This window comes from Streptomyces sp. NPDC059080 (genome assembly GCF_042739975.1).
Taxonomy (GTDB): domain Bacteria; phylum Actinomycetota; class Actinomycetes; order Streptomycetales; family Streptomycetaceae; genus Streptomyces; species Streptomyces benahoarensis.
In genome coordinates, this window is sequence record NZ_JBHYGX010000015.1 from 94,373 (window position 1) to 119,302 (window position 24,930).

The 24,930-nt window shown below is 72.6% G+C and carries 23 protein-coding genes; 14 read left to right on the forward strand and 9 right to left on the reverse strand.

What is annotated here, in order from left to right:
• Nucleotides 1-109: 109 nt before the first annotated feature.
• The 4 genes from ACFWWQ_RS15140 to ACFWWQ_RS15155 all read left to right on the forward strand — a co-directional run bounded on the left by ACFWWQ_RS15140 (nucleotide 110) and on the right by ACFWWQ_RS15155 (nucleotide 3,988).
• Nucleotides 110-1,633: a flavin-containing monooxygenase gene (locus ACFWWQ_RS15140; RefSeq protein ID WP_384595822.1), complete on the forward strand. Its 1,524-nt coding sequence runs from the start codon at nucleotides 110-112 to the stop codon at nucleotides 1,631-1,633.
• A complete protein-coding gene (locus tag ACFWWQ_RS15145; protein WP_384595825.1) occupies nucleotides 1,630-2,721 on the forward strand; it encodes an alpha/beta fold hydrolase in 1,092 nt (363 codons plus the stop codon). Before ACFWWQ_RS15140 ends, ACFWWQ_RS15145 begins: the two co-directional genes overlap by 4 nt.
• Complete coding sequence (locus ACFWWQ_RS15150; RefSeq protein WP_384595828.1) at nucleotides 2,718-3,599, forward strand: SDR family oxidoreductase; 882 nt, start codon at nucleotides 2,718-2,720, stop codon at nucleotides 3,597-3,599. Before ACFWWQ_RS15145 ends, ACFWWQ_RS15150 begins: the two co-directional genes overlap by 4 nt.
• Nucleotides 3,600-3,829: 230 nt before the next feature.
• A complete protein-coding gene (locus ACFWWQ_RS15155) occupies nucleotides 3,830-3,988 on the forward strand; it encodes a hypothetical protein (protein WP_384595831.1) in 159 nt (52 codons plus the stop codon).
• 225 nt (nucleotides 3,989-4,213) lie between these two features.
• Here ACFWWQ_RS15155 and ACFWWQ_RS15160 read toward each other — a convergent pair whose 3' ends face one another.
• The gene (locus tag ACFWWQ_RS15160; protein WP_384595930.1) at nucleotides 4,214-7,555 is read right to left on the reverse strand and encodes a S41 family peptidase; all 3,342 of its coding nucleotides are present in this window, start codon (nucleotides 7,553-7,555) and stop codon (nucleotides 4,214-4,216) included.
• A gap of 416 nt (nucleotides 7,556-7,971) precedes the next feature.
• Here ACFWWQ_RS15160 and ACFWWQ_RS15165 point away from each other — a divergent pair, with 416 nt between their 5' ends.
• On the forward strand, nucleotides 7,972-9,210 hold the full coding sequence (locus tag ACFWWQ_RS15165; protein ID WP_384595833.1) for a serine hydrolase domain-containing protein: 1,239 nt from the start codon (nucleotides 7,972-7,974) through the stop codon (nucleotides 9,208-9,210).
• A gap of 48 nt (nucleotides 9,211-9,258) precedes the next feature.
• Here the strand turns inward: ACFWWQ_RS15165 and ACFWWQ_RS15170 are convergent, their stop codons facing one another.
• Complete coding sequence (locus ACFWWQ_RS15170; RefSeq protein ID WP_384595836.1) at nucleotides 9,259-10,107, reverse strand: EamA family transporter; 849 nt, start codon at nucleotides 10,105-10,107, stop codon at nucleotides 9,259-9,261.
• Between the two features lie 309 nt (nucleotides 10,108-10,416).
• Nucleotides 10,417-12,063 carry a penicillin-binding transpeptidase domain-containing protein gene (locus ACFWWQ_RS15175; protein ID WP_384595839.1) on the reverse strand — a complete coding sequence of 549 codons (1,647 nt, stop codon included), beginning with the start codon at nucleotides 12,061-12,063 and terminating at the stop codon, nucleotides 10,417-10,419.
• Nucleotides 12,064-12,284: 221 nt separating this feature from the next.
• On the opposite strand from ACFWWQ_RS15175, the gene ACFWWQ_RS15180 reads away from it, so the two are divergent.
• Nucleotides 12,285-13,172: an alpha/beta fold hydrolase gene (locus ACFWWQ_RS15180; RefSeq protein WP_384595842.1), complete on the forward strand. Its 888-nt coding sequence runs from the start codon at nucleotides 12,285-12,287 to the stop codon at nucleotides 13,170-13,172.
• 44 nt (nucleotides 13,173-13,216) lie between these two features.
• On the opposite strand, the gene ACFWWQ_RS15185 is transcribed toward ACFWWQ_RS15180, so the two are convergent.
• Genes ACFWWQ_RS15185 through ACFWWQ_RS15195 form a run of 3 tightly spaced genes read right to left on the reverse strand, consistent with a single transcriptional unit; the run spans nucleotide 13,217 to nucleotide 15,543 of the window.
• Nucleotides 13,217-14,953, reverse strand: a complete 1,737-nt coding sequence (locus ACFWWQ_RS15185; RefSeq protein ID WP_384595845.1) for a dolichyl-phosphate-mannose--protein mannosyltransferase — start codon at nucleotides 14,951-14,953, stop codon at nucleotides 13,217-13,219.
• A 59-nt stretch (nucleotides 14,954-15,012) separates the two neighbouring features.
• Nucleotides 15,013-15,249 carry a hypothetical protein gene (locus ACFWWQ_RS15190; protein WP_384595848.1) on the reverse strand — a complete coding sequence of 79 codons (237 nt, stop codon included), beginning with the start codon at nucleotides 15,247-15,249 and terminating at the stop codon, nucleotides 15,013-15,015.
• Nucleotides 15,250-15,264: 15 nt separating this feature from the next.
• Nucleotides 15,265-15,543: a hypothetical protein gene (locus ACFWWQ_RS15195; RefSeq protein ID WP_384595852.1), complete on the reverse strand. Its 279-nt coding sequence runs from the start codon at nucleotides 15,541-15,543 to the stop codon at nucleotides 15,265-15,267.
• 329 nt (nucleotides 15,544-15,872) lie between these two features.
• Between ACFWWQ_RS15195 and rsmI the strand changes: the two genes are divergently transcribed.
• The 5 genes from rsmI to ACFWWQ_RS15220 all read left to right on the forward strand — a co-directional run bounded on the left by rsmI (nucleotide 15,873) and on the right by ACFWWQ_RS15220 (nucleotide 20,493).
• The gene (gene rsmI, locus ACFWWQ_RS15200; protein WP_384595855.1) at nucleotides 15,873-16,763 is read left to right on the forward strand and encodes a 16S rRNA (cytidine(1402)-2'-O)-methyltransferase; all 891 of its coding nucleotides are present in this window, start codon (nucleotides 15,873-15,875) and stop codon (nucleotides 16,761-16,763) included.
• Nucleotides 16,764-17,018: 255 nt separating this feature from the next.
• Nucleotides 17,019-17,483: a hypothetical protein gene (locus ACFWWQ_RS15205; protein ID WP_384595858.1), complete on the forward strand. Its 465-nt coding sequence runs from the start codon at nucleotides 17,019-17,021 to the stop codon at nucleotides 17,481-17,483.
• Nucleotides 17,484-17,556: 73 nt separating this feature from the next.
• Nucleotides 17,557-18,510, forward strand: a complete 954-nt coding sequence (locus tag ACFWWQ_RS15210; RefSeq protein WP_384595861.1) for a TatD family hydrolase — start codon at nucleotides 17,557-17,559, stop codon at nucleotides 18,508-18,510.
• 121 nt (nucleotides 18,511-18,631) lie between these two features.
• Complete coding sequence (gene rsmA / locus ACFWWQ_RS15215) at nucleotides 18,632-19,597, forward strand: 16S rRNA (adenine(1518)-N(6)/adenine(1519)-N(6))-dimethyltransferase RsmA (protein ID WP_384595864.1); 966 nt, start codon at nucleotides 18,632-18,634, stop codon at nucleotides 19,595-19,597.
• Nucleotides 19,594-20,493, forward strand: a complete 900-nt coding sequence (locus ACFWWQ_RS15220) for a 4-(cytidine 5'-diphospho)-2-C-methyl-D-erythritol kinase (protein WP_384595867.1) — start codon at nucleotides 19,594-19,596, stop codon at nucleotides 20,491-20,493. Before rsmA ends, ACFWWQ_RS15220 begins: the two co-directional genes overlap by 4 nt.
• A 1,040-nt stretch (nucleotides 20,494-21,533) precedes the next feature.
• Here ACFWWQ_RS15220 and ACFWWQ_RS15225 read toward each other — a convergent pair.
• A complete protein-coding gene (locus tag ACFWWQ_RS15225; protein ID WP_384595870.1) occupies nucleotides 21,534-21,734 on the reverse strand; it encodes a DUF397 domain-containing protein in 201 nt (66 codons plus the stop codon).
• Between the two features lie 10 nt (nucleotides 21,735-21,744).
• A complete protein-coding gene (locus tag ACFWWQ_RS15230; RefSeq protein WP_384595873.1) occupies nucleotides 21,745-22,599 on the reverse strand; it encodes a helix-turn-helix domain-containing protein in 855 nt (284 codons plus the stop codon).
• A 228-nt stretch (nucleotides 22,600-22,827) separates the two neighbouring features.
• On the opposite strand from ACFWWQ_RS15230, the gene ACFWWQ_RS15235 reads away from it, so the two are divergent.
• Together ACFWWQ_RS15235 and ACFWWQ_RS15240 are read left to right on the forward strand one after the other, a co-directional pair.
• Nucleotides 22,828-23,043 (forward strand): hypothetical protein, encoded by a 216-nt coding sequence (locus ACFWWQ_RS15235; RefSeq protein ID WP_384595876.1) that lies wholly within the window; start codon nucleotides 22,828-22,830, stop codon nucleotides 23,041-23,043.
• Nucleotides 23,040-23,378 carry a hypothetical protein gene (locus tag ACFWWQ_RS15240; protein ID WP_384595879.1) on the forward strand — a complete coding sequence of 113 codons (339 nt, stop codon included), beginning with the start codon at nucleotides 23,040-23,042 and terminating at the stop codon, nucleotides 23,376-23,378. The genes ACFWWQ_RS15235 and ACFWWQ_RS15240 overlap by 4 nt, the downstream gene beginning before the upstream one ends.
• Nucleotides 23,379-23,467: 89 nt before the next feature.
• Here ACFWWQ_RS15240 and ACFWWQ_RS15245 read toward each other — a convergent pair whose 3' ends face one another.
• Nucleotides 23,468-24,241, reverse strand: a complete 774-nt coding sequence (locus tag ACFWWQ_RS15245) for a glycosyltransferase family 2 protein (protein ID WP_384595882.1) — start codon at nucleotides 24,239-24,241, stop codon at nucleotides 23,468-23,470.
• A 73-nt stretch (nucleotides 24,242-24,314) separates the two neighbouring features.
• On the opposite strand from ACFWWQ_RS15245, the gene ACFWWQ_RS15250 reads away from it, so the two are divergent.
• On the forward strand, nucleotides 24,315-24,830 hold the full coding sequence (locus tag ACFWWQ_RS15250; RefSeq protein WP_384595933.1) for a glycosyltransferase: 516 nt from the start codon (nucleotides 24,315-24,317) through the stop codon (nucleotides 24,828-24,830).
• The last annotated feature ends 100 nt before the right edge of the window (nucleotides 24,831-24,930 follow it).

Here is a 24,930-nt window from a genome sequence, read left to right on the forward strand (position 1 = left end):
CTTCCCTGCGTGCGACCCCTACCGCTCGGTACGGAGCTGACCTACGCTCCAACTGTGCCAGTAATTACTGGCGCGATGGGCAGGGTCGGTGACCTGGGGAGGCGGTGGCATGTCCGAGCGCGAACACGTGCGGGTGGCGGTGATCGGATCGGGGTTCGGTGGCCTGGGGGCGGCCGTACGGCTGCGCCGTGAGGGGATCACCGACTTCGTGGTCCTGGAGCGCGCCGGGTCGGTGGGCGGCACCTGGCGGGACAACAGCTATCCGGGGTGCGCATGCGATGTGCCCTCGCACCTCTACTCGTTCTCCTTCGCGCCCAACCCCCGGTGGCCGCGGAACTTCTCCGGGCAGCCCCATATCCGCGCCTACCTGGAGCATGTCGCGGACACCTTCGGGATCCGCCCCCATCTGCGGTTCCACGCCGAGGTGGAGCACGCGCGGTGGGACCGTGACGCGCTGCGCTGGGAGATCGGGACGGCGCGCGGGCCCCTCACCGCCGACGTCCTCGTCGCGGCGACCGGGCCGCTCTCCGGCCCGAAGATCCCCGACATCCCGGGCCTTGCGACCTTCCCCGGCAAGGTGTTCCACTCCGCCCGCTGGGACCACGACTACGACCTGCGCGGCAAGCGCATCGCCATGATCGGCACCGGCGCCTCCGCCATCCAGATCGTCCCGGCCATCCAGCCCGAGGCCGGCCGCCTCAGCCTCTTCCAGCGCACCCCCGCCTGGGTGCTGCCGCGCGCCGACCGCAAGATCACCGGGCTGGAGCGCTGGCTCCACACCAAGGTGCCCGCCACCCGCGCCGCGCGCCGCGGACTCCTCTGGGGCATCCGGGAACTCCAGGTCAGCGCCTTCACCAAGCGGCCGAACGCACTCGGGCTCGTCGAAACCGTCGGCCGGGCGCACCTGCGGCGGGCGGTCAAGGACCCCGCGCTGCGCGCCAAGCTCACGCCCGACTACCGCATCGGCTGCAAGCGCATCCTGCTGTCCAACAGCTACTACCCGGCGCTCACCCGACCGAATGTCGACGTGATCGCCGCCGGGCTGCGGGAGGTCAGCGGCTCCACCCTCATCGGCTCCGACGGCAGCCGCACCGAGGCCGACGCGATCGTCTTCGGCACCGGCTTCCACGTCACCGACATGCCCATCGCCGGCCGCATCACCGGCGCCGACGGCGTCACCCTCGCCGAACGCTGGAAGAGCGGCATGGAGTCGCTGCGCGGCATCAGCACCGACGGGTTCCCCAACTTCCTCACCCTCATCGGCCCCAACACCGCCCTGGGCAACAGCTCGATGATCCTCATGATCGAGTCCCAGCTGAACTATCTGGCCGACTACCTGCACCAACTCGACGTCCTCGGCGGCCGGATCGCGCTCGACACCCGCCCCGAGGCGGTGGCTGCCTGGAGTGACCGCATGCAGCGGCGCATGGCACGCACCGTGTGGACCACCGGCGGCTGCGACAGCTGGTACCTCGACGCCAACGGCCGCAACACCACCGCCTGGCCCGGCACCACCGCCGAGTTCCGGCGCGAGACCCGCCAAATCGACCTGGCCGAGTACGCCCTGCTGCGCCCCGCGGCCGGCCGCCGCGCCCCCGCCACCGCCGCCCTCGCCGAGGAGGCCGCCGTATGAAGCGCCTCGGACACGTCACCAGCGGACCGTACGCCCCGCCGTCGCCCCGCCGGGCGCTGCACGTCACCTCCGGCGGCGCCCGGCTGTACGCAGAGATCCACGGGCCCGAGGGTGCCCCGGCCGTCGTCCTCGCCCACGGCTGGACCTGCTCCACCGCCTTCTGGGCGCCCGTCGTCCGCGACCTCGCCGCCGACCACCGCGTCATCGTCTACGACCAGCGCGGCCACGGCCGCAGCCCGGCCCCCGGGCCCGGCGGCTACAGCACCACCGCCCTCGCCGACGACCTGACCGCCGTCCTGGAGGCGACGCTGGCGCCGGGCGAACGCGCCGTCGTCGGCGGCCACTCCATGGGCGGCATGACGATCATGGCCGCGGCCGACCGCCCCGTACTGCGCGAGCGCGCCGCCGCCGTCCTGCTGGCCAGCACCGGCGCCGCCGATCTGTCCGCCGAATCGCGGGTCATCCCGCTGCGCACACCGCGGGGCCGCCGCCGGGCACACCGGCTGATGCTCGGCTCGCGCGCGCCGCTCGGCCCGGTCAGCCCCGTGACGAAGGCGGCCCTGAAGTACGCCACGATGGGCGCCGGTTCCTCCCCGGAGCAGGTCGAGGCGTGCGCCCGTATCGTCCACGCCTGCCCGACCGGGGCCCGCGGCCACTGGGGGCGGGTGCTGTACGGGCTCGAACTCACCGGTGGGGCCGCGCGGTTGGACGTACCGGCGGAGGTCCTCGTCGGCACCGCGGACCGGCTCACCCCGGTGGTGCACGCGCGACGGCTGGCGTCCGTGCTGCCCGACTGCCGCCGGGTGACGGAGCTGCCGGGCCTGGGCCATATGACGCCGCTGGAGAACCCGGGCGCGGTGGTGACCCGACTGCGCGCGCTGGTGGCCGAGCACCTGGCGGCGGAGGGATCTCTCGGGAAGCCTTCCGGAGAGAAGGCGGCGGAGCCCGAGGGATCCGCCAGGAAGCCATCCGGAAAGAAAGCCGACGCCGACACCGCCGCGCGGCGCAACGGCGGGAACACGGACGGGAACACGGACGGGAACACGGACAGGAAGACGGACGGGAAGAAGAAAGGAGAGGCGGCATGAGCGGGCGCAAGGGACTTCAGGGCCAGGTCGTGGTGGTGACCGGGGCGGCGCGCGGGGTGGGTGAGCTGCTGGCCCGCAAGCTGTCGGCGCGCGGCGCCGCCCTCGCGCTGGTCGGGTTGGAGCCGGACGCGCTCCGCGAGGTCGCGGTCTCGCTGCGCGGCCCGGCCCACCACTGGTACGCCGATGTCACCGACCACACCGCGATGACGCGGGTCGCCGCCGAGGTGAAGGAACGGTTCGGGAAGGTGGACGCGGTCGTCGCCAACGCCGGGGTGGCGACCGGCGGCCCGTTCGCCGACTCCGACCCGGACGCGTGGCGGCGGGTCATCGAGGTCAACCTCATCGGCGGCGCGGTCACCGCCCGCGCCTTCCTGCCCGCCCTGACCGAGTCGCGCGGCTACTTCCTCCAGATCGCCTCGCTCGCCGCGCTCACCCCGGCGCCCATGATGACGGCGTACTGCGCCTCCAAGTCGGGCGTCGAGGCGTTCGCGCACAGCCTGCGCGGCGAGGTCGGCCACAAGGGTGTACGGGTCGCCGTCGGGTATCTGAGCTGGACCGACACGGACATGGTGCGCGGCGCCGACCGGGACGACCTCATGCGGGAGCTGCGGTCCCGGCTGCCGTGGCCGTCGAACAAGACGTATCCGCTGGGGCCCGCCGTCGACCGGATCGCGGACGGCGTCGAACGGCGCTCCGCGCACGTCTACGGCCAGTGGTGGCTGCGCGGGATGCAGGCGGTCCGCGGGTATCTGCCCGCGCTCATCGGCACGGTCGGGCAGCGGGAGATGCGGCGGTTCGGGGACCGGCTCGACGGGATGCACACCGGGCTGGTCGGCGCCGGGGGCGAGGCGGACGAGAAGGCGCGCGCGGAGCGGTGACGGACGGCGTGTGACGGACGGCGTGTGAGGGACGGCGTGTGACGGACGGCGTATGACGGGCTTCCAAGTCGGGCGCGGCCCCGCCCGAAGCGGTCCGCGCGGCCCCGGCCCGGCAGGCAACGCACCGCCCCCGACGCCCCGTTGATCGGCAATTGATCGAAATGCGGGTGGCGGGGGTGCGTGCGAGGCTGGTCGCGTCCGGCACCCGACATCCGACGGGAGTGAACCGCATGGGGCTCAGGGAGCAGTTCCAGGTCAAGGCCGAACAGCTGGCACAGCGGGCGCGCGCGGAGGCCGACGCGGAGGCGGCCCGGCGCGGCGCGGGGACCGCCGACGGGCCGGGCGAGCCCGAGCACGGCACCGAGCAGACGGACCCCACCGGGTACTGACCCCGGCGGCCCGCCCCGTACGCGGAAGGCGCACCCGGACCACGCACCGGGTGCGCCTTCCGCGTACGGCCGTCCCGGGGCCGGGCCCCCGTACCGGCCCGCTCAGCGCAGCCCGTCCAGCGCGAGCGCAGGTCCGGGACGTCGGAGAGGCGTACCGGCCCGCGCAGCCCGTACCGCTCGGCGCCCGTACTGCTCGATGCCCGTACCGCTCGGCGCCCGTACCGTTCAGCGCGGCGGCAGCTCCGGGCGGCGCAGGTCCGGGACGTCGGAGAGGTCGGGCGGGGTGGCGGCCGGGTGGCGGTCGAGGAGTTCCAGGGCGGTGCGGACGGCGACGCCGAGCTGCGGGTGGCGGTTCTCGGCCCAGTCCAGCGGGGAGCGCAGCGCCTCGATGTCGACCTCGACGCCGTGGTTCTCCACGCCCCAGCCGTACACCTTGAACCACGCCGCGTTCATCGGCACCGTGATCGCCGTACCGTCGCCGAGCCGGTGCCGCCCGGTCATCCCGACCACCCCGCCCCAGGTGCGCATGCCCACCACCGGGCCGATGCCCTGGAGCTTGAACGCCGCGGTGATCATGTCGCCGTCGGACGAGGTCATCTCGTCGGCGACCGCGACGACCGGCCCGCGCGGCGCGTTCTGCGTGTACGACACGGGCTGCGCGTCACGCGTCAGGTCCCAGCCCATGATGGTGCGGGTCAGCTTCTCGATGACCAGCTCGGAGATGTTGCCCCCGGCGTTGCCACGGACGTCGACGATCAGTGCCGGGCGCGACACCTCCATCCGCAGATCGCGGTTGAACTGCGCCCAGCCCGAGCCGCCCATGTCCGGGATGTGGAGATAGCCGCACCGGCCGTCGCTCAGCTCCCGGACCACCGCCCGGCGCCGCTGCACCCAGTCCTGGTAGCGCAGCGGCCGCTCGTCGACCAGCGGCACCACCGCCACCCGGCGCGGCGGCCCGGCCCCCTCCGCCGGGGCGAACGTCAGCTCCACCGTCGTGCCGCCCGCCGCCGACAGCAGCGGCGAGGGCCCGGCGACCGGATCGACCCGGCGGCCGTCGACATGCGTCAGCGCCGCGCCCTCGCGGATGCCGGTACCGGCCAGTGGGGAGCGGGCCTTGGAGTCCGACGACTCGCCCGGCAGGATCCGCTTGAGCACCCAACGCCCGCCGCGCGGCACGAAGTTGGCGCCCAGCAGGCCCATCGGCCGCTGGTAGTGCGGCGGGCCCTCGTTGCGCCGCGCCCCGGCGACGTACGCGTGCGAGGTGCCCAGCTCGCCCAGGACCTCCCGCAGCAGATCGGCGAACTCGTCGGGGGAGGCGACGCGGTCGAGCAGCGGACGGTACTGCGCGAGCACCGCGTCCCAGTCGATGCCGGACATCCCCGGGTCCCAGAAGTACGACCGGACGATCCGGCCCGCCTCCTCGTACGCCTGCCGCCACTCCGCCTCCGGGTGCACCTCGTGGAGGATGCGCCGCAGGTCCAGATGGACCGTCGAGTCGCTGTCGGCCTGTTCGGTGGCGGGGACGGCGCGCAGGTCGCCCTCGTCGTTGACGACGAGCCGGGTGCCGTCGCCGCTGAGCGCGAACCGGTCGAGCGAGGAGGTCAGTTCGGTACGCCGCGCCTTGACCAGGTCGAAGTGTTCGAGGGTGGGCCGGCCCGAGGTGTTGTCCGGGTTGGCGAACGTCTCGCCGAGCGCCCCGGAGATCGGCCAGCGCAGCCACACCAGACCGCCCCCGGCGACCGGCCGCAGCGAGGAGTACTTCGACGCGGCGACGGGGAACGGCGTGACCCGCTCGGGCAGCCCCTCCACCTCGACCAGCACCGGGCCCTCGGCCACCGGCGGGTTCTCGGCCGGGTCGAGCCCGCCCGCGGCCGGGCGGCCCTCCGGCGACAGGGCGAACGGCGACGGCGTCGCGGACGACAGCGGGACGAGGTGCGGGCGGCAGCCCAGCGGGAACGACAGGTCGCCGGTGTGCACGTCGTAGACCGGGTCGAAGCCGCGCCAGGACAGGAACGCCAGATAGCGGCCGTCGCGGGTGAAGACCGGCTGTTCGTCCTCGAACCGGCCGTTGGTGACGTCCACGATCATCCGGTCGGCGAGCCGGGCCATCTTGATCTGCCGCAGCGACCGGCCGATCCCCGGATGCGACCAGGTCAGCCACCGCGAGTCCGGCGAGAACGCCAGATCGCGCACCGGGCCGTTGGCGGAACGGATCAACTCGGTGACGTCGTCGGGGAGTGGGGACTCGCCGGGTTCGTCGTCCCCTTCCGTCCCAGGCGGTTCCTCCTCGGCGCGGTCCTCCGGCCGCCGCACATCGACCAGCAGCAGGCGGCCGTCGTGGGCGGCCACCGCGAGGCGGGTGCCGTCCGGCGACGCCACCACCTCATGGACCCGGCCCAGCCGCCCCGCCGCCAGCCGCCGCGGGTCGCCCACCCCGCTGGCCCGCGGCAGCCCGGCGATCTCGACGGCGTCCTCGCCCTCCGCGTCGGTGACGTACGCGATGCGGCCGGTGTCGCCCAGCATCTCCGGGAGCCGCACCCGGATGCCGGGTACGTCGTGCAGGGCGCGGGCCGGGCCGTCGCGGTGGGTGAGCCAGTACAGGCTGCCGCGCACCCCGATCGCGCTGGCCCGGCCGGTGGCGTCCACCGCCAGCGAGGTGACGTTCGAGGTGGTCGGCACCTGGTACGTGCGGCGCCCGGTGCGCGGCCCGCCCACCCGGACCGCCAGCTTCCGGGGCCGGGCGGCGGGCGCGAGGTCGTCGACCAGCCAGAGGTCACCGGCGCACTGGTAGACGATGCGGGAGCCGTCGGTCGAGGCGTGCCGGGCGTAGAAGTCGTCGTGATCGGTGTGGCGGCGCAGATCGGTGCCGTCCGGCAGGCAGGAGTAGACGTTGCCGACGCCCTCGTGGTCGGAGAGGAACGCGATCCGGCCGCCGACGCACATCACCGAGTCCAGATGGCCGCGCAGCTTCGGCAGCAGCCGGGTGCCGTGCAGCCACATCCGGCCCATGGCACCGCCCCGGTACCGCTTCCACGAGGCAGGTTCGTGCGGCGGCTTCCCGCTGAGCAGCAGGGTGCGCCGCTCCCCGTCCAGGTCGGCGACGGCGATGTCGGAGACCGGCCCCCAGGGCAGCCGCGCGCCGGGCCCGCCCCCCACGGGGAGGCGGTACGCCCACGAGTAGTACGAGAACGGCTGGCCGTGCGAGGCGACCGCGAGGATGTGGGATACCCCGTCCTTGTCCGGCGGCGTCCACCCGCAGACCCGGGCATCCGTGCTGCCCCAGTACGTCAGCCGCCGTGCGGGCCCGCCCTCGACCGGTACGAGGTGCACCTCCGGGTCGAGCGAGCGCCAGGTGGTGAACGCGAGGTGGCGGCCGTCGGGGGAGAAGCGGGGGTGGCCCACCCGGGTGCGGTCGACGGTCAGCCGCCAGGCGCGCTCCGGCTCCACGCCCTCCGGTACGAGGGGCGCGACCCACAGGTCGTCCTCGGCGGTGAAGCAGAGCAGGTCGCCGTGGAGATGCGGATACCGCAGGTAGGACGCGGGTGGCGGGCCCGGCGGCACCGGCATCCGGCGCAGCCTTCCGGGCGGTGCGGCGGGTTCCGGCTCCGGGTGCGGCCCGACGGCCGCGCGTGCGTCGCTCACCCGTCTCATCGTTCCGCTGCCTCGGCCGGGCGGCAACTCGGCAGGTGCGTACGGCGGGCCGTAGGAGCCATCGGGACGACTCCGCTCAAGGCGGGCGGCCCCTCGGCAGGTTCGCGAGCGGCACCCGGGGCCCGCGCCGCGACGACGAGCTGAGGCATACCCACCGTCCGGTACGGCCCCGCCGGTTCGGCCCGCGTCCGGTGACCGCAAGGCCCGCCGACGCGCATCCGGCCCGCTGTGACGAACCCCACGCCGAACCGGCCCCGGTCATGAGCACCGCTTCGCGCGAGGCACCATGGAAGGGTCACCAAAGCGACGGAACAGTGGGAAGCGGGAAACACGTGGTGGACGTCCAGGGCAGGGTCGAGGACGGCTTCGAGCCGGTCCGGGACGCTTTCACGGCCAACTTCACCCACCGCGGCGAGCGCGGCGCCGCCGTCGCCGTCTACCGCGACGGCCGCAAGGTCGTCGACCTCTGGGCCGGTACGAAACACGGCGACGGCGGCGACGACCTCGGCCCCGCCGTCGACGGCCGCCCGGACGCGCCCTGGCAGGAGGGCACCGCTCAGGTCGTCCGCTCCGCCACCAAGGGCGTCGCCGCCGTCGTCCCGCTCCTGCTCCACCAGCGCGGACTCCTCGATCTGGACGCGCCGGTCGGCACGTACTGGCCGGAGTTCAAGGCCGCGGGCAAGGACCGCGTCCTCGTCCGCCACCTGCTGTCGCACCGCGCCGGACTGCCCGTCCTCGACGCCCCGCTCACCCCGGAGCAGGCCGTCGACGGCGTCAGCGGCCCCGCCGCCCTCGCCGCGCAGGCGCCCGTCTGGACGCCCGGCACCGACCACGGCTACCACGCCCAGACCTACAGCTGGCTGCTGGCGGAACTCGTCCTGCGGGTCACCGGCCGCACCATCGGCGCCTGGATCGCCGACGAGATCGCCGGGCCGCTCGGCCTCGACCTCTGGCTCGGTCTGCCGCTCGGTCAGCAGGCCCGCGCCGGGCGCCTCGCCGACGTCACGACGCCCGAGCCGGACCCCGCGGGCGGTCTGCGGGTGCGCCCCAAGCGGTCGGTCGCCGACGCCTACCGCGACCCGGCGTCCCTCACCAGCCGCGCCTTCGCCGCCATCACCCCGGCGCCCGACGAGAACGCCCCGGCCTACCGCGCCGCCCAGCTGCCCGCCTCCGCCGGTATCGCCACCGCCCGCTCGCTGGCCCGCTGTTACGCCGCGCTCATCGGCCCGGTCGACGCCGACGGCACCGCCGGCGCTCCCGACGGCCACGCACGCCTCTTCGCACCCGCCACGCTGACCCTGGCCCGTACGGAGGAGTCCGCGGGCCCGGACCGCACCCTTGTCGTGGGCACCCGCTTCGGCCTGGGCTTCATGCTGCACAGTGGCGCGTCCCCGCTGTTGGCGCCCGGCTCGTTCGGCCACCCCGGGCGCGGCGGCGCGCTCGCCTTCGCCGACCCCGAGTCCGGCCTGTCCTTCGGGTACGTCACCAACGGCATGCAGCGCAACGTCACCGCCGACCCCCGCGCCCAGGCCCTCGTCCGCGCCCTGGCCGCCCCCGCACCCACCCGCTGAACGGACGAAGGGGCCCCGGCCACGCCGGAGCCCCCGCTTTCCCGGTGGTCAGCTGTGCAGCATCAGCCCGATGCCGACCACCATCAGCCCGGCGGCCGCGATCCGCGGCGCACCGAAGCGTTCCTTGAAGAACAGGGCGCCGATGGCCGCGCCGACGATGATCGACGATTCGCGCAGCGCCGCGATCGGCGCCAGCGCCGCCTGCGTCTGCGCCCACAGCACCAGCCCGTACGCGAACACCGACAGCACCCCGCCGAGCGCCCCGCGCAGCGCGAACGGCTTCAGCTGGACGAGGAGTTGACGGCGGCGGACCGCCAGCGCGTAGACGGGGATGGCGATGCCCTCCAGCAGCATCAGCCAGGCGATGTAGCCGAGCGACGTGCCCGACGCCCGGACGCCGAGCCCGTCGACGGTGGTGTACGAGGCGATGGACAGGCCGGTGGCGAGGGCCGCGAGGAGCGCCGGCCACTGCGGGCGCGCCCCGGAGCCGCGCAGCCCCCACAGGGCGACACCGAGCAGTCCGGCCGAGGCCAGCGCGACCCCGGCGAGCGCCCAGGGGCCGGGCACCTCACCGACGAAGACCGCCGCGAGGACGGTGACGACCAGCGGCGCGGTGCCGCGGGCGATCGGATACATCTGCCCGAACTCGCCCAGCCGGAACGACTGCATCAGCAGCACCTGGTAGACGATGTGCAGGACGGCGGAGCCGAGGAGATACGGCCAGGCGGCGGCCGCGGGGAGCGGCGTGAACGGGGCGAGGGCCAGTCCGCAGACGGCACCGCCGCCGCCGACCAGGGTGAAGGCGAGAAGCTGGTCGCGGATGCCGTGGGCGATGGCGTTCCAACTGGCGTGGGTGACCGCGGCGATGAGCACGGCCACGACGACGAGGGGCGTCATGCGGTGGGCTCGGCGGGGCTCGCCGCGGGGGCGGTGGCACGGCGCCGGCGGATGAGGGCGGCCCGACGGGCGCGCGCCCGATCGGCCGCCGGGGCGGGGCGGTTGGGCGGGAAGACGCTCATGCCCCGCACGCTAGCGAAGGCTGTACGGGCCACGCGACGAAAAGGTGAGCAGGCTCTCACCGACAGGTCACATGGTGGATGCCGGACGGTCTCCTCCCGGTGATCGCTTGGTCGTCTTCCGGATCTCGCGGAACCGCCCCGCACCGCCGGAGGGCGGGACGGGGCGGTGTACCGGTACGCGGGGCGGTCAGCCCTCGGAGAGCAGGGCGCGGACCACCGGGCCCGCGTTGTCGCCGCCGTGGCCGCTGGCCGGGACGAGCGCCGCGGCGGCCATGTCGTTGCGGTACGCGGTGAACCAGGCGTTCGGCTTCTTCTGGTTGTCGACCTCGGCGGAGCCGGTCTTCGCGCCGATGTCGCCGCTGAGCCCGGCCATCGGCTTGACCGCCGTACCGGCCACCGCGGTGGTGTGCATCAGCGACTTCAGCCCGGCGGCGGTGTCCGGCTTCATCCGGCGCGCCGCGGTGGCCAGCTTCCGGTGGTCGACGTCGGGGGAGACGAGGTAGGGCTGGCGGAAGACGCCGGACTGCGCGGTCGCGGCGAGCGAGGCGACGTTCAGCGGGTTCATCCGCACCCCGCCCTGGCCGATCAGGGACGCGCCCATCTGTGCGCCGTCCTGCACCGGCACGATGCCGTCGAAGGTCGGGATGCCGGTCTGCCAGTTGAGACCGATACCGAAGACGTCCCGAGCCTCCACCGTCAGGTCGTCGTTGTTGAGGTTCTTCGCCTCGCCGATGAAGGCGTTGTTGCAGGACGCGGCGAAGCTCTGCGCGAAGGTACCGTGCGGGATCTCGCTCATCTGGTCGTTGTGGAACTTCCAGCCGTCGACCGTCGTGTACTTCGGGCACGGGTGCTGCTTGCCCGGCGAGGTCAGGCCCTTGTCCATCAGCAACGCGGCGGTGACGATCTTCATCGTGGAGCCGGGGGCGAGGGAGCCGCCGGTGGCGACGTTGAAGCCCTTCGCGGGGGAGTGCGCGAGCGCGAGGATCTCGCCGGTGCTGGGCTTGAGGGCGACGGCGGAAGCGTTCTTCCGGGCGTCGACCTGCTTCTGGGCGATGGCCTGGAGCGTGGAGTCCAGGGTCGTCTTCAGGGTGCCCGGGGTGCCCTTGGTGAGGACCTTCAGCGAGGTGTCGGGCTTGGTGTTCTTGCCGTCCGCGGCGTGATGGACGGCCAGCTCTATGCCGGGCGCACCGCCCGCTTTGCCGCCGAACTTGTCGCGCAGGCCCTCCAGCACCCCCGCCAGCTCCGGGTGGTCCTTGGCGGTCAGCGGCTTGCCGTTGCGGTCCACGGCGTTGATCGGGGCCGTTCCGGAGGGCCCGGTGCGCAGGGTGTCGCCCTTGGTGAGGGCGGGGTGGAGCACAGCGAGATTCCAGTTGACCCGGGGCTCGCCGGTGGCGGCGTCGCGCCGGACGTGGAGCGCGGAGGTGTAGGAGTACGGCGCCTGATGGCCCTGGTAGGAGAGCTGCGCGGTGACGGTGTAGGGCACCTTGTCGCCGTTGGGGGCGTCGGGTTTGACGGTGACGTGGCTGAGGTGCGCCTGCTTGGCGAACGAGCCGAGCGCGGTCTTCGCGGCGGCCGGGTCGTCGGTCAGGCCCGCCGCCTTCGCGGCGTCGGCGGACTGCCAGGCGGCCAGGAAGTCCCGGGACGTGGTGGCGATCTCCTGCGCGGACGCCGGTCCGGCCTTCACCCCGGCGCCGCCGTTCTTGGCGTCGGCGGCCGCCACCCCCTGCGCGGACGAGCCGTCCGAACCGCCGCCGAACAGCGCGAACCCGCCGACCACCCCGGCGACCAGCACCGCGGATCCGCCGATCAGTCCGTACTTCACCTCACGGCGCATGCGACCGTTCCCCTCCCAGTGCCTCACCCCGCGTGGCCGGGGCCTGATGCGCACTCTATGGGACGGCGGAAACCCGGAGAGTGCCGGTCCGTCTCGATCGGGGCACGGTCGGATGAACGGTCCGGTGCGGGGCACGTTCCCAGCTGCGGGGAACCGGCCGGGCCGCCCGCCCGCCGGAAAACCCGATGCGCCCCGCCCCGCCCCCGCCGAGGATGGACGCCATGACCGCACAACCGGCACACCCCGCACCCGTCGGAAACCCCGCCCGTACCGGTACGGCCCGGCTCCCCGACGGGCGGTTGCTCGGCTGGGCGGAGTGGGGGCCGGGGGACGGGCGGCCCGTGGTGCTGTGTCCGGGGGCGGCCACCAGCCGGTGGCTGGGGTGCGGCGCGGACGTCGTCGACGGGCTCGGCGTCCGTCTCGTCTCCGTCGACCGCCCTGGCCTCGGCGCGTCCACCCCGGCGCCCGGCCGCACCCTCGCCGGCTTCGCCGCCGACCTACGGGCGCTGTGCGCGGCGCGGGGCCTGGGCCGCCCGGCCGTCGTCGGCAACTCCCAGGGCGCGCCGTTCGCCCTCGCCTGCGCCGTCGCGGGCGTCGCCAGGGCCCTGGCCCTGGTCTCTGCCGCGGACGAGATCGCCACCGCGGGCTCTCTCGACCCCGGGCCACGCGAACTGGTCGCGCTGACCGCCCGCGACCCGGCCGCCGCGGAGGAGTTCTTCGCCTCCTTCACCGCCGGGGCGATGCGGGAGATGGTCCTCGCCGCGAGCCCCGCGTGCGACCGCGCCGTCTACGAGGCCCCGGCGTTCGCCGCCGCCTACCGCCGCGCCCTCGACGAGGGCTTCGCCCAGGGCGCGGCGTCCGGCTACGCCCGTGACACCGTCCTCGCCATGTCCCGCTGGCCCCTGGACCTCGGCGCCATCACCGTCCCCACCGACATCTGGTACGGCACCGAGGACACCACCCACTCCCCGGACCACGGCACCCGCCTCACCACCCGCATCCCCGGCGCCCGCCGCCACCTCGTCCCGGACGCGGGCGGGGCGCTGCTGTGGACGCATGCCGCGGAGGTGCTGACGACGCTGCTGGCCCGCGCGGGTGGGGACACCTGACCCGGCCCCCGGGCGTCGCCCTCGGAAGCGCGGCCCGTCCCGCCTCACACCCACGTGTCGAACCACATCCGCCGATGCCAGTCCGACTTCGGGATCGGCAGGCCGGTGTAGATCGGATAGAAGTAGATGAAGTTCCACACGATGAGCAGGACGAGGACGCCCGCGCCGACCGCGCCGAGGGTGCGGCGGCGTTCCGACGAGCCCGGTGGGCCGATGATCGCGCCGATCATCATCGCCAGGGCCAGGCAGAGGAACGGCACGAACACCACGGCGTAGAAGAGGAAGATCGTCCGTTCCTGGTAGAAGAACCACGGCAGATACCCGGCGGCCACGCCGCAGGCGATGGCGCCCGCGCGCCAGTCGCATGCGAACGCCCAGCGGTAGAGGACGTAGGCGAGCGCGCAGCACGCCGCCCACCACAGCAGCGGGGTGCCGATCGCCAGCACCTCGCGGGCGCAGCCCTCCGCCGCGGTGCAGCCGTCGTGTCCGGCCTTCGGGCCCTCGTAGAAGTACGAGACCGGGCGGCCCAGGACCAGCCAGCTCCACGGGTTCGACTGGTAGGTGTGCGGGGTGGTCAGGCCGGTGTGGAAGGCGTAGACCTCGGTCTGGTAGTGCCAGAGGCTGCGCAGCCAGTCCGGTAGCCAGGTCCAGGCGCCGGTGCGGCCCTCGGGGGTCGTCGCCCACTCGCGGTAGTAGCCGCCCTTGGTGGCGAACCACCCCGACCACGACGCCAGATACGTCGCCACCGCCACCACGACCGTCGCGCCGAACGCGGGCACCACATCGCGCCGCAGCACCGACCACACCGGGCACCGCGCCCCGGCCGTGCGCCGCGCGCCGACGTCCCACACCACCGACATCAGCGCGAACGCGGCCAGGAAGTACAGGCCGTTCCACTTCGTCGCCGACGCCAGGCCCAGACAGACCCCGGCCGTGATCCGCCAGGGCCGCCAGCCCAGCCGCAGCCGGTCGCCGACCGTGCCGTCCGGATGTGCCTGCCCCTCCGCGTCGACGGGCAGCGCCGCCGCCAGCCGGGCCCGCGTGCGGTCCCGGTCCAGCAGCAGCGCGCCGAACGCGGCGAGCACCCAGAACATCACGATGAGGTCCAACAGCGCGGTCCGGCTCATCACGAAGTGCAGCCCGTCCACGGCGAGCAGCGCGCCCGCCAGGCAGCCCAGCGCCGTCGACCGCAGCAGCCGCCGCCCGATCCGGCAGACCAGCAGCACCGACAGCGTGCCGAGCAGCGCCACCATGAACCGCCAGCCGAACGGATTCATCCCGAACGCCCACTCACCGACGGCGATCAGCCACTTCCCCATCGGGGGATGGACCACGTACGACGGGTCGGAATGGAGGAGGATCCTCGCCGGATGGCCGACGAGTGCGTCGTTGGCGTGCTTGTCCCAGGTGCCCTCGTAGCCGAACTGGAGCAGCGACCAGGCGTCCTTCGGGTAGTACGTCTCGTCGAATATCACCTTGTCCGGGCTGCCGAGGTGCCAGAACCGCAGCACCCCGGCGAGCAGCGTCACCAGCAGCGGACCGGCCCACCCCGAGGCGCGGGCCAGCCGCGCCGCCAGCGCCGGGCGGACGCCGCACAGCTCCCACAGCCGGGTGCCGGGCTGCGGGAAGGGGGGCACCAGCCGCGTGCGGACGTCGGGCCGGGGGCCGCCCGCGTAGCCGAAGCGGCGCAGCCTGCGCTGCCACGCGGGCGGCCGCCGGTCGGGCTGGTCGGCGCTGCGGGCTACGGCGTCGGTCGCGGTGTCACTGGTCACCTGGCCCATCGTAGGGAAGCGGCCTGTGGACGGCGGGGTACGCCGCAGGGTGGGTGACGAGGGCGTCGTTACTTCCGGGACAGGCGGACGCCCTCCGCAGTCGACTCCACACGGAAGCCGGCCGCCACCTCCGCCAGGGGGCGCTCCCGGAATTCGTCGGGAACGTCCAGATCCGCCACCTGTTGCTCGGTCGGATGCTCCGCCGACGAGGGTGGACGGAGTTCGAGGTGTCCCTCCTCATGGTCCCGGATCTCCGCCATGGCGATGATCGTCCCGTCCGGTTCGTAGAGTGCTTTGAGGCGCATGAGGTGCTCCCCGGGTCAGCTGATGGCCACGATGTTGAAGACGAATTCGGAGTCGTCCTGCTCCGAGGTCGCGATGACTCCCCAGCCGGTGTAGGGCGCGGTGCTGTGGTCGTATCCCGCGTACTCGGCGGTGTACTTCAAGTAGGGGTGTGAGCCGGTGAAAGGGGTGTGGGTCAGCGACGGCCGGATGAAGGCGTGGGTGGTCGACGGCCCTTGGTAGTAGTAGCCGAACCAAGCCTGTTGGCCTTTGGCCAGGAAGAGCCGGCCGGTACTCATGAGACTGATGTTGGCCATGATCCTTCCCTGGGTTCGTTCGTGATGTGTCCCTTTCATTTTCTTGCGGCCACTGCCCTCCGGCAATCGGGTGCGGGACCGGCCGGCTTACGCCTCCGTACAGTGGGAGCCCGAGGAGTCGGTGGTCACTCCGGCGGGGTGGCCGGCCGCGAGTCGCTGGACATCACGTTCGATCACTCTGCGTACTTCCTGCCGCAGGCGGGAGCGGAGGACCGGGCGACGGTTGGCAGACTGCGGGGGGAGTCCTCGGCGGTCAACGCTCCCCAGCGACTCCCCAGGCGCCTCAGACCGCGGCGCAACACGATAAAAGTGCAGGTGAGAAGGGCGCAATGGGCAACACAGGGACACTGGTACTTGCAGGGACGCCCATCGGCGACATCGCGGACGCCCCGCCGCGCCTCGCCACCGAGCTGGCCGCCGCCGACGTGATCGCCGCCGAGGACACCCGGCGGCTGCGCCGCCTCACCCAGGGGCTCGACGTGACGCCCGGTGGCCGGATCGTGTCGTACTTCGAGGGCAACGAAGCGGCCCGGACGCCGGAGCTGGCCGACGCGCTGGCCGGGGGCGCCCGGGTGCTGCTGGTCACCGACGCCGGGATGCCGTCGGTCTCCGACCCCGGCTACCGCCTCGTCGCCGCCGCCGTCGAGCGGGGCGTGAAGGTCACCGCGGTCCCCGGGCCGAGCGCCGTGCTGACCGCGCTCGCGGTGTCCGGGCTGCCCGTCGACCGTTTCTGCTTCGAGGGCTTCCTCCCCCGTAAGCAGGGCGAACGCCTCACCAAGCTGCGGGAGGTCGCGGACGAGCGCCGCACCCTCGTCTACTTCGAGGCACCGCACCGCCTCGACGACACCCTCGCCGCGATGGCCGAGGTGTTCGGCGCCGACCGCCGCGCCGCCGTCTGCCGGGAGCTGACCAAGACGTACGAGGAGGTCAAGCGCGGCGGGCTCGGCGAGCTGGCGGCGTGGGCGGCCGAGGGCGTGCGCGGGGAGATCACCGTCGTGGTCGAGGGTGCTCCCGAGGCCGGCCCGCAGGAGCTGGGGCCCGAGGAGCTGGTGCGCCGGGTGCAGGTCCGGGAGGAGGCCGGGGAGCGCCGCAAGGAGGCCATCGCCGCGGTCGCCGCCGACGCGGGGCTGCCGAAGCGGGAGGTGTTCGACGCGGTGGTGGCGGCGAAGAACGCCGAGAAGGCCGAGAGGAAAGCCGACGGAAAGGGCTCCGGCGCCTGACCGCCGCTGCCTGACCGCAGGTGCCTGACGCCTGGCCCGGCCCGTCCGGTGTCCGAAAGCCGCTGCCGGAAGGTAAACGGCCCACCTCGAAGGGTAAAGGGAGCATCCGGACGGCCGGGTCTTTGGCCTGGAGCCGGCCAAATCTGGGCCAACAGGTGAGAACATCCGCCGCACCTCGCCCGGGACAGGAGTCCACTGGTGACCGGGACGCACGGTTCCCCGGAGACCTTGTCCTACGGACAAGAGGAGCGGCACATGAGTGAGATCGCGGACATCCGCACCACCTACCCCGACGCCCACCCCACCACCGAGGCCCCCGTTCACGAGGCGTACGCGTTCGCCTGCATGAGGTGCGGCCACGGCTGGGAGCAGGCGTACGAGATACGGCACCACGTGGACGTCAAGGGCGTCACGCACGTCGTCTACTTCGCGGACGGCGAGCGGGTGCCGTCCCCGCTGACCAGTCCGGGCTGCCTCAGCTGCGGCTCCACCGTGGTGCGGATCATGCGCGCGGGCGAGGTTTCGAAGGTGTCCCACGCGATCGAGAGCCTGCACCAGCGCACCGGCGGTACGACGAAGCGGCCCGCGGCGAAGAAGCCCGCGACGAAGAAGCCCGCCGGCCGGCCGGAGAATCCGGGCAGCTCCGCCGCCGAGACGCCGCACGGCCACCACTGGCACCTCTCCGACCTGCTCCACCCCTTCCAGCACCACCGCCGCTGACGCGGGCGCCCGGGCCCGGCGCCCGGTGACCGCGAGGTGAGGCCATGGCCGCCGTCCTCGTAGGATCGCGGCCATGGCCCCGCACGACACCGGCTCCGAGACCGCCCAGCCCACCGCCGCCGCGAGCGGCGACTCGTCCAAGGCGGTGAAGGCGGGGAAGGACGCGAAGGACGCCCCGCCGCCGCTGCCCGAGCCGCTACGGGTGCCGGTCGCCGACTCCCACACCCACCTCGACATGCAGCAGGGCACCGTCGAGGACGCCCTCGCCAAGGCGGCGTCCGTCGGCGTCACCACCGTCGTCCAGGTGGGCTGCGACGTCGCCGGATCGCGGTGGGCCGCGGAGACCGCCGCCGCGTACGAGGCGGTGCACGCGGCCGTCGCGCTGCACCCCAACGAGGCGCCGCGCATCGTCCTCGGTGACCCCGACGGATGGTCCCGGCAAGGCGCCCGCGAGCCCGGCGGTGACGCTGCGCTGGACGAGGCGCTCGCCGCCATCGACGCGCTGGCCGCCCTCCCGCACGTCAGGGGCGTCGGCGAGACCGGTCTTGACTACTTCCGTACCGGCGCCGAGGGCATGGCCGCCCAGGAGCGCTCGTTCCGCGCGCACATCGAGATCGCCAAGCGGCACGGCAAGGCGCTGGTCATCCACGACCGGGAGGCCCACGCCGACGTGCTGCGGATCCTGCGCGAGGAGGGCGCCCCGGACCGCACCGTCTTCCACTGCTTCTCCGGCGACGCCGCGATGGCCGAGGAGTGCGCGGCGGCCGGGTACTTCCTCTCCTTCGCCGGGAACGTCACCTTCAAGAACGCCAAGCCGCTGCGCGACGCGCTCGCGGTGGCCCCCGCCGAGCTGCTGCTCGTCGAGACCGACGCGCCGTTCCTCACCCCCGCGCCGTTCCGCGGCCGCCCCAACGCGCCGTACCTCATCCCCGTCACGCTGCGGGCGATGGCCGAGGTCAAGGGCGCCACCGAGGACGCGCTTGCCACCGCCGTCGCGGCGAACACGGCACGGGCCTTCGGGTACTGACCGCGCGGGCGGTCCGGCCCCCGCCCGGCCCGTAAGCTGCACCGGTGAACCAGCGCAGCGAGCGAACAACGGAAAGGCGCGCCCCGTGGACGGTCACGGCGGCGCGCGGCGAGGCTTCGGCATGAGTGAGAGCACCACCGGCGGCGAGTCCGGCCCCCTGCTGGGCCCCGCCGACATCCGCGAGCTGGCCGCCGCGCTGGGCGTACGCCCCACCAAGCAGCGCGGCCAGAACTTCGTCATCGACGCCAACACCGTCCGGCGGATCGTCCGGACCGCGGACGTGCGGCCCGACGACACCGTCGTCGAGGTCGGCCCGGGCCTCGGCTCGCTGACCCTGGGGCTGTTGGAGACGGCCGACGCGGTCACCGCCGTGGAGATCGACGACGTGCTGGCCGCGGCGCTCCCGGCGACCGTCGCGGCGCGGCTGCCGGAGCGCGCCGACCGGTTCGCGCTGGTCCACAGCGACGCGATGCAGGTCACCGAACTGCCGGGGACCGCGCCCACCGCGCTCGTCGCCAATCTGCCGTACAACGTCGCGGTGCCGGTGCTGCTGCACATGCTCGCGACGTTCCCGACCCTGGAGCGCACCCTGGTGATGGTGCAGGCCGAGGTCGCCGACCGGCTTGCGGCCCGCCCCGGCAACAAGGTCTACGGCGTGCCGTCCGTCAAGGCCAACTGGTACGCCGAGGTCAAGCGCGCCGGGTCGATCGGCCGGAACGTCTTCTGGCCCGCGCCGAACGTCGACTCCGGCCTGGTGTCGCTGGTGCGGCGGCAGCCGCCGGAGACCACCGCGAGCCGCGCCGAGGTCTTCGCGGTGGTCGACGCCGCGTTCGCCCAGCGCCGTAAGACGCTGCGGGCGGCGCTGGCGGGCTGGGCCGGTTCGGCCGCCGCCGCCGAGGAGGCGCTGACCGCCGCCGGGATCTCCCCGAAGGCGCGCGGCGAGGCACTGACCGTCGAGGAGTTCGCCCGCATCGCGGAACACGGGCCGCGCCGCGGGCCGGGGAGCGCGACGAGCCGGCAGGAACAGCAGGAGCAGCGGGAGCAACGGGAACAGCAGGAGCAGCGGGAGCAGGGAGGTACGCGGTGAGCGCGGCGGTGACGGTACGGGTCCCGGCGAAGGTCAACGTCCAGCTGGCGGTAGGCGCCGCCCGCCCGGACGGCTTCCACGACCTGGCCAACGTCTTCCTCGCCGTCGGCCTGTACGACGAGGTCACCGCCGCCCCGGCCGACGGGCTGCGGATCACCGCCGAGGGCGAGGGCGCAGACAGCATCCCGCTCGACGCCACCAACCTCGCCGCCCGCGCCGCCACCCTCCTCGCGGCCCGCCACGGCCGCACCCCCGACGTCCATCTGCACCTGAAGAAGGACATCCCCGTAGCGGGCGGCATGGCGGGCGGCAGCGCCGACGCCGCCGGCGCCCTGCTGGCCTGCGACACCCTGTGGCGGACGGGCGCCTCCCGCGCCGAACTCCTCGACATCTGCGCCGAGTTGGGCAGCGATGTGCCGTTCAGCCTGGTCGGCGGGGCGGCGCTGGGCACCGGCCGCGGAGAGGTCCTGACCCCGCTGCCGGTCGGCGGCACCTTCCACTGGGTCTTCGCGGTCGCGGATGGTGGCCTGTCCACCCCGGCGGTCTACGGCGAGTTCGACCGCCTGACGGCCGGGGTGGACGTACCGGAACCGGCCGCGTCGCCCGCCCTCCTCGCCGCGCTCGCGGCGGGCGATGCGACGGCGCTGGCCGGGGAACTCGTCAACGATCTCCAGCCCGCCGCGCTCTCCCTGCGGCCGTCGCTGGCGGCCACCCTCGACGCGGGGGCCGCTGCGGGGGCGCTCGCCACGCTGGTCTCCGGCTCCGGCCCGACGACCGCGTTCCTCGCCGCGGATGCCGAGGCGGCGGAGAAGGTCGCTGCGGCACTGACGGCATCCGGCACCTGCCGCTCGGCGCGGATCGCCGCCTCCCCGGCACCCGGCGCGACGGTGGTGTGACGACGGCGTGATGCGGGGCCGGGGCAGCGCCCTGGGCTCCGCTCAGCCGTCGCTTATGAGGCCGTCCGACGCAGGCCGAGCATCATGACGTCATGAACGTCCGCACCCTCCCACGGACGTGCCTTCCCGAAGCTCATAACGGGTACTTCACCATGGAGAACGAGGACTGTGGGGAACGGGGCGCCCTCGTACGTGTACGGGTAGTTCACGCCCATGGTTGCGAGCGCTGTCGCACGTCGCCGTTCGCGGATCGCGTGCGGCTCTGGCGTGCTCTCGGTCTGCTGCCGGAAAGTGCCTGAACTTCTCCTTTACCGGGGCGGGACCAGGGGGTTACGGTGGCGGGCTCGTCGATGGTTGCGGGCTGCGCCGCGAGGTATTCCGGGCTGTGGCGTGCGGGCTCGGGTCGGCGGGCCCAAGGCAGTAAAAGCGAGCACCCGGTAAAGGACGCGGGCGATAGCATCACGCATGAGTCTTTTCGAGCACGGGGAATCGTTTTTTCTTAGGCCGGGTGAGCGATTAGCCGGGTGTATGTGGGCATCGTGGGAAGAGAAAAGTCCAAGGCCACCACGACACAAGGCAGGTCTGGATGAAGCACATCGGAATTTCCACGATCGCAGTATTCGTAACCGTCGCTGTCGGTGCAGGAGTTGCTGCCGCGCAAGGAGGTGGCAACGGCAAATCAGGCACCAAGCGCGTCTCCCAGGTGACCTACACCCAGGTTGTCGGTCGGTCGGAACCGGTTCCCCCCGGGCAGGACCGCTCCACCGCAGCATTTTGCCCAGCCGGTACAACTCCTACCGGCGGAGGAGGAGAGTTCGAAAGCAACCCCGTACAGACTCATCTGTCCTCTTCCGAAGCCGACGTCAATTCTTGGACAGTTACGGGGGCCAACCTGGGGTCCGTCACCGTCAATCTGCATGCTTTCGTTGTCTGCGCTACCGGGTAGGCAGAGCGCACACCTCGTGCTGCTTCATGGGGCGACCACTCCGGAACCATGACTCTGGAGCTTCGAGGCTCGCCAGAGATCTGCGACCGGAGTATTAGCTGACGAAGTGGTCGAACTCGCCGTTCTTCACGCCGAGGATGAAGGCGGCGAGTTTTTCCGGGGTGGTTTTGACGATGACGGTGGGGTCGTCGCTTTCGCGCAGGAGGATTTCACCGTCGGCTATGGCGGTTTCGAGGCACTGCTCGCTGGCGCCGCTGGAGAAGCTCGACTTCTGCCACTCGATTTCGCTGTTCATGCCCTGGATCTCACAGTTCTTTTGTGACGTGGTGGATAAAGTTTTGCGACTCCCCAGGCGTGAGTGCAGCTTGCTCGGCGCGGTCGAGTAGCACGCGATAACGGTCAAGGTCGGCGGCTGCACCCAAGTAGAGGACGCCCAACGGGGTATCGATGTGAACGGTATCGAGCTGCGGGACGACGCCGCTCGCGTACATCGCTGTCTGTGTCACGTCGATGAAGTCCTCGCTCGTGAACGGGATGACCCGCAGGCTCAGGCCGGGGCGTTCGGACACGGACAGGAGGTGTTCGAGCTGCCCGCGCAGAACCTTTCGTCCGCCTACTCGCATACGTAGCGCTGCCTCATGCACGAGGGCCTTGAATTTCGGCGGTGCATCGCGTTCCAAGATGTCCTGCCGCTTCATGCGATGCTCGACCCGAGCCTTCAGTTCGTCCTCGGGAAGCTGCGGAATGACGCTGGCGAAGAGGGCGTGTGCGTAGCTTTCGGTCTGGAGAATGCCGGGAAAAGTGACGGGTTGCATGCACCGCAAGGCCGTGCAGTGGTGTTCAAGCTCGGCGATATCGAGGAACCCCGGAGCGAGCACGCCGCGATAGTCGTCCCACCAGTGCTGTCCACGGTGCTCGCGCGCGATGGTGCACAGCGCCTCGACGAGGGCCTCGTCATCGCAGGCGTAGAAGGCGGCGAGTCGGCGGATGCGGTCCTCGCTGACTCCGATGCGTCCTGCCTCTATGTGGCTGATCTTGGCCTGGTCGGTCGAAACCATCCCCGCCGCCTCTCGGGCGGTCTTGCCTGCGCGCTCGCGCAACTTCCGTAGCTCGCCGCCGAGTCGAACCTGGCGGGCCGTTGGGTTGTCCCTCGGTGGCATGTCACCTTCCCCTTTTGCGCACAGTCTTGCGCGTGCCGGTGAGGACGGTCCACTCAACCTGGTTAATGCTCTGCGACAAGCTTGCTACGGCGCATATATGCGCCTACCTTCCGAGTAGTGCAGTGCAGCACGCGGGACCTCCCAAGTGCCGCCCTCCGCATGCCCGTTGGCCCCCCCCAAGGGCTCACTTCAGCGCGCCCAACGCCGCGCACAGAAAGGTGTAGCCGCATGCCCACCCACCACCCCGCCCCCGACGACGTACACGACCTCGCCGAGCAGCTGCGTACCGCGCTCAAGGACAACGGCATCACGCTGCCATCGCTCGGCATCGACCTGCCCAGCTTCGCGGGCAGCTACGGTGTCCCGCTCGTCGCTCTCGGCAACTGCAACGCGGCCACCGCCCACAAGCTCACCGAGGTTCTGCGTAAAGCGGCCACCCGGTGAGCGGCGCGATCGGCCTTGTCCGCACGATCTTCGGAGCACTGCTGGGGCGGTTACTTCCGGGGCGGGGCGGTCATCGCGCGACCTGTAGTATCGGCGCCCTCGCCGCGACGGCCCGGCCGCCGACGGTTCCGCGGAGGCGACGCCTCGTATACGCCCTCCGGGTACCGCCCGACCTGCTCCCCCCGGGGGACGAGGGCAACCGCCTCGTCCGGCCGTACGTACTCGCCGCGCAGGAGCGGCAGAGCCTGGCGAAGCAGCGCGCCAGGCGCCGGGAGCTGGAAGAAGCCGTACGGGCGCTCAACGCGTGGTCGTCGGGTGGCGGCGGGCGGGGGTGAGGCCGCCCGGAGAGAGGGCGAGCTGCGCGATGTCCAGCACTGCGATGCACCACGGTCGCGCACTGGGCTCCCCGGGCCCGTGCACGGAGTCAGATGCGCGAGTTGCGCAGCGACTGCCACACAGCGCCGGCCAGCGCCCGCGTCGCTCGCGGGACCGGCAGATGCTCGTGCTCGCGGTACAGGGCCCAGTTGTACTTGACCAAGGACAGCTTGTTGGAGGACAGCGATCCCGCCTGGTGGGCCCTGTACACGGCAAGCGGCTCAGCCAGGCCCCGGGCGTCAGCGCCGTCCCGCATGATCGACAGCCACAGCGCGTAGTCCTGGCGCTTGCGCATCTCCGGCATCAGCCTCGTGCCCAGGACCCTGCGGTCGTACATGGCGGTGAGGGCACCGATGTGGTCCTGGACCAGCATGGCGCGGTAGTCCACATGTTCTCGTGCGCGGATCACCCGGCCGTTCGGGACCCAGTCGGTGCTCTCGCCGGTGTAGTCGGCGTCCATCTTGAAGTACGAGGTGAACGTCAGGGGCGCGTCGCCTGCCGCGGCGAAGGCGAGCTGTTTCTCGGTCTTCTCCGGAAGCCACATGTCGTCGCTGTCGAGAAAGGCGACGTAGTCCCCGCGGGCCCGCTCGATCGCGAGATTGCGGGCCCGCCCCGCGCCACCCCGTTCGGGCGCCGCCTCCGGCAGGACGCGCTCGTCCTGGGCGGCGAACTCGCGGAGCAGCTCCATGGAGCCGTCGGAGGACTGGTCGTCGGTGACCAGCAGCTCCAGGTCGCTGTGGGTCTGCGTGAGTACCGATCGGACGGCTGCGCCGAGGGTGGCCGCCGAGTTGTAGACGGGCATCACGACAGACACCAGGGGCACAGCACATCTCCTCGCCAGATCAGGACCGACACCCCATTCAAACACCGCAAGCGAGTAGGAGCCCCTGTCCTTGGTGCACGCCGGGCGTCTGGACGACAACAAATCCACGATCACCGCCATCGAAGCCCTCGCATGGGCCGATCAGCCGCACCACTTGGCCGTGATCGGTAAAGGACCCCTACGGGAGCATCTGGAGCAGCGGGCCATCGAACTCGGGTTGCGGGACCGGGTCCATTTTGATCCGTTCCTGCCCCGCGCCGAACTGTGGCGCCGCCTGCCGAACTTCGACGCCTTCGTCTTCACGACCAGAGGTCTGGAGGCATTCGGACTTGTCCTCATTGAGGCCCAAGCCCACGGACTCCCGGTTACCTACTCCGATCTTCCCGGTGTGAGGGAAATCCTCGGAAGTGCCGGCGTTGCCTACACCCCTGGCGACCCTCGCTCGCTGGCTGCGGCCCTGGACGAGATGGGCCGAGACTCCCACCGGCGCAAGGCCCTGACCAAGGCTGCTCTCCATAACGCGCGCCGATACGACATCGCTACCACCGGCCGCCAGCTTCGCGAACTGACGCTCCGCGTTACCTCCTGACCTCGGGCGAAGCAGCGCGCCAGGCGCCGGGAGCTGGAAGAAGCCGTACGGGCGCTCAACGCGTGGTCGTCGGGTGGCGGCGGGCGCGGCTGAGGGGCGC

Bases quoted from the DNA above. Each gene is read 5' to 3' on its own strand.
- ACFWWQ_RS15140 (WP_384595822.1), top strand. From the start codon at position 110: ATGTCCGAGCGCGAACACGTGCGGGTGGCGGTGATCGGATCGGGGTTC.
- ACFWWQ_RS15145 (WP_384595825.1), top strand. From the start codon at position 1,630: ATGAAGCGCCTCGGACACGTCACCAGCGGACCGTACGCCCCGCCGTCG.
- ACFWWQ_RS15150 (WP_384595828.1), top strand. From the start codon at position 2,718: ATGAGCGGGCGCAAGGGACTTCAGGGCCAGGTCGTGGTGGTGACCGGG.
- ACFWWQ_RS15155 (WP_384595831.1), top strand. From the start codon at position 3,830: ATGGGGCTCAGGGAGCAGTTCCAGGTCAAGGCCGAACAGCTGGCACAG.
- ACFWWQ_RS15160 (WP_384595930.1), bottom strand. From the start codon at position 7,555: ATGCCGGTGCCGCCGGGCCCGCCACCCGCGTCCTACCTGCGGTATCCG.
- ACFWWQ_RS15170 (WP_384595836.1), bottom strand. From the start codon at position 10,107: ATGACGCCCCTCGTCGTCGTGGCCGTGCTCATCGCCGCGGTCACCCAC.
- ACFWWQ_RS15175 (WP_384595839.1), bottom strand. From the start codon at position 12,063: ATGCGCCGTGAGGTGAAGTACGGACTGATCGGCGGATCCGCGGTGCTG.
- ACFWWQ_RS15180 (WP_384595842.1), top strand. From the start codon at position 12,285: ATGACCGCACAACCGGCACACCCCGCACCCGTCGGAAACCCCGCCCGT.
- ACFWWQ_RS15185 (WP_384595845.1), bottom strand. From the start codon at position 14,953: ATGGGCCAGGTGACCAGTGACACCGCGACCGACGCCGTAGCCCGCAGC.
- ACFWWQ_RS15190 (WP_384595848.1), bottom strand. From the start codon at position 15,249: ATGCGCCTCAAAGCACTCTACGAACCGGACGGGACGATCATCGCCATG.
- ACFWWQ_RS15195 (WP_384595852.1), bottom strand. From the start codon at position 15,543: ATGGCCAACATCAGTCTCATGAGTACCGGCCGGCTCTTCCTGGCCAAA.
- rsmI (WP_384595855.1), top strand. From the start codon at position 15,873: ATGGGCAACACAGGGACACTGGTACTTGCAGGGACGCCCATCGGCGAC.
- ACFWWQ_RS15205 (WP_384595858.1), top strand. From the start codon at position 17,019: ATGAGTGAGATCGCGGACATCCGCACCACCTACCCCGACGCCCACCCC.
- ACFWWQ_RS15210 (WP_384595861.1), top strand. From the start codon at position 17,557: ATGGCCCCGCACGACACCGGCTCCGAGACCGCCCAGCCCACCGCCGCC.
- rsmA (WP_384595864.1), top strand. From the start codon at position 18,632: ATGAGTGAGAGCACCACCGGCGGCGAGTCCGGCCCCCTGCTGGGCCCC.
- ACFWWQ_RS15225 (WP_384595870.1), bottom strand. From the start codon at position 21,734: ATGAACAGCGAAATCGAGTGGCAGAAGTCGAGCTTCTCCAGCGGCGCC.
- ACFWWQ_RS15230 (WP_384595873.1), bottom strand. From the start codon at position 22,599: ATGCCACCGAGGGACAACCCAACGGCCCGCCAGGTTCGACTCGGCGGC.
- ACFWWQ_RS15235 (WP_384595876.1), top strand. From the start codon at position 22,828: ATGCCCACCCACCACCCCGCCCCCGACGACGTACACGACCTCGCCGAG.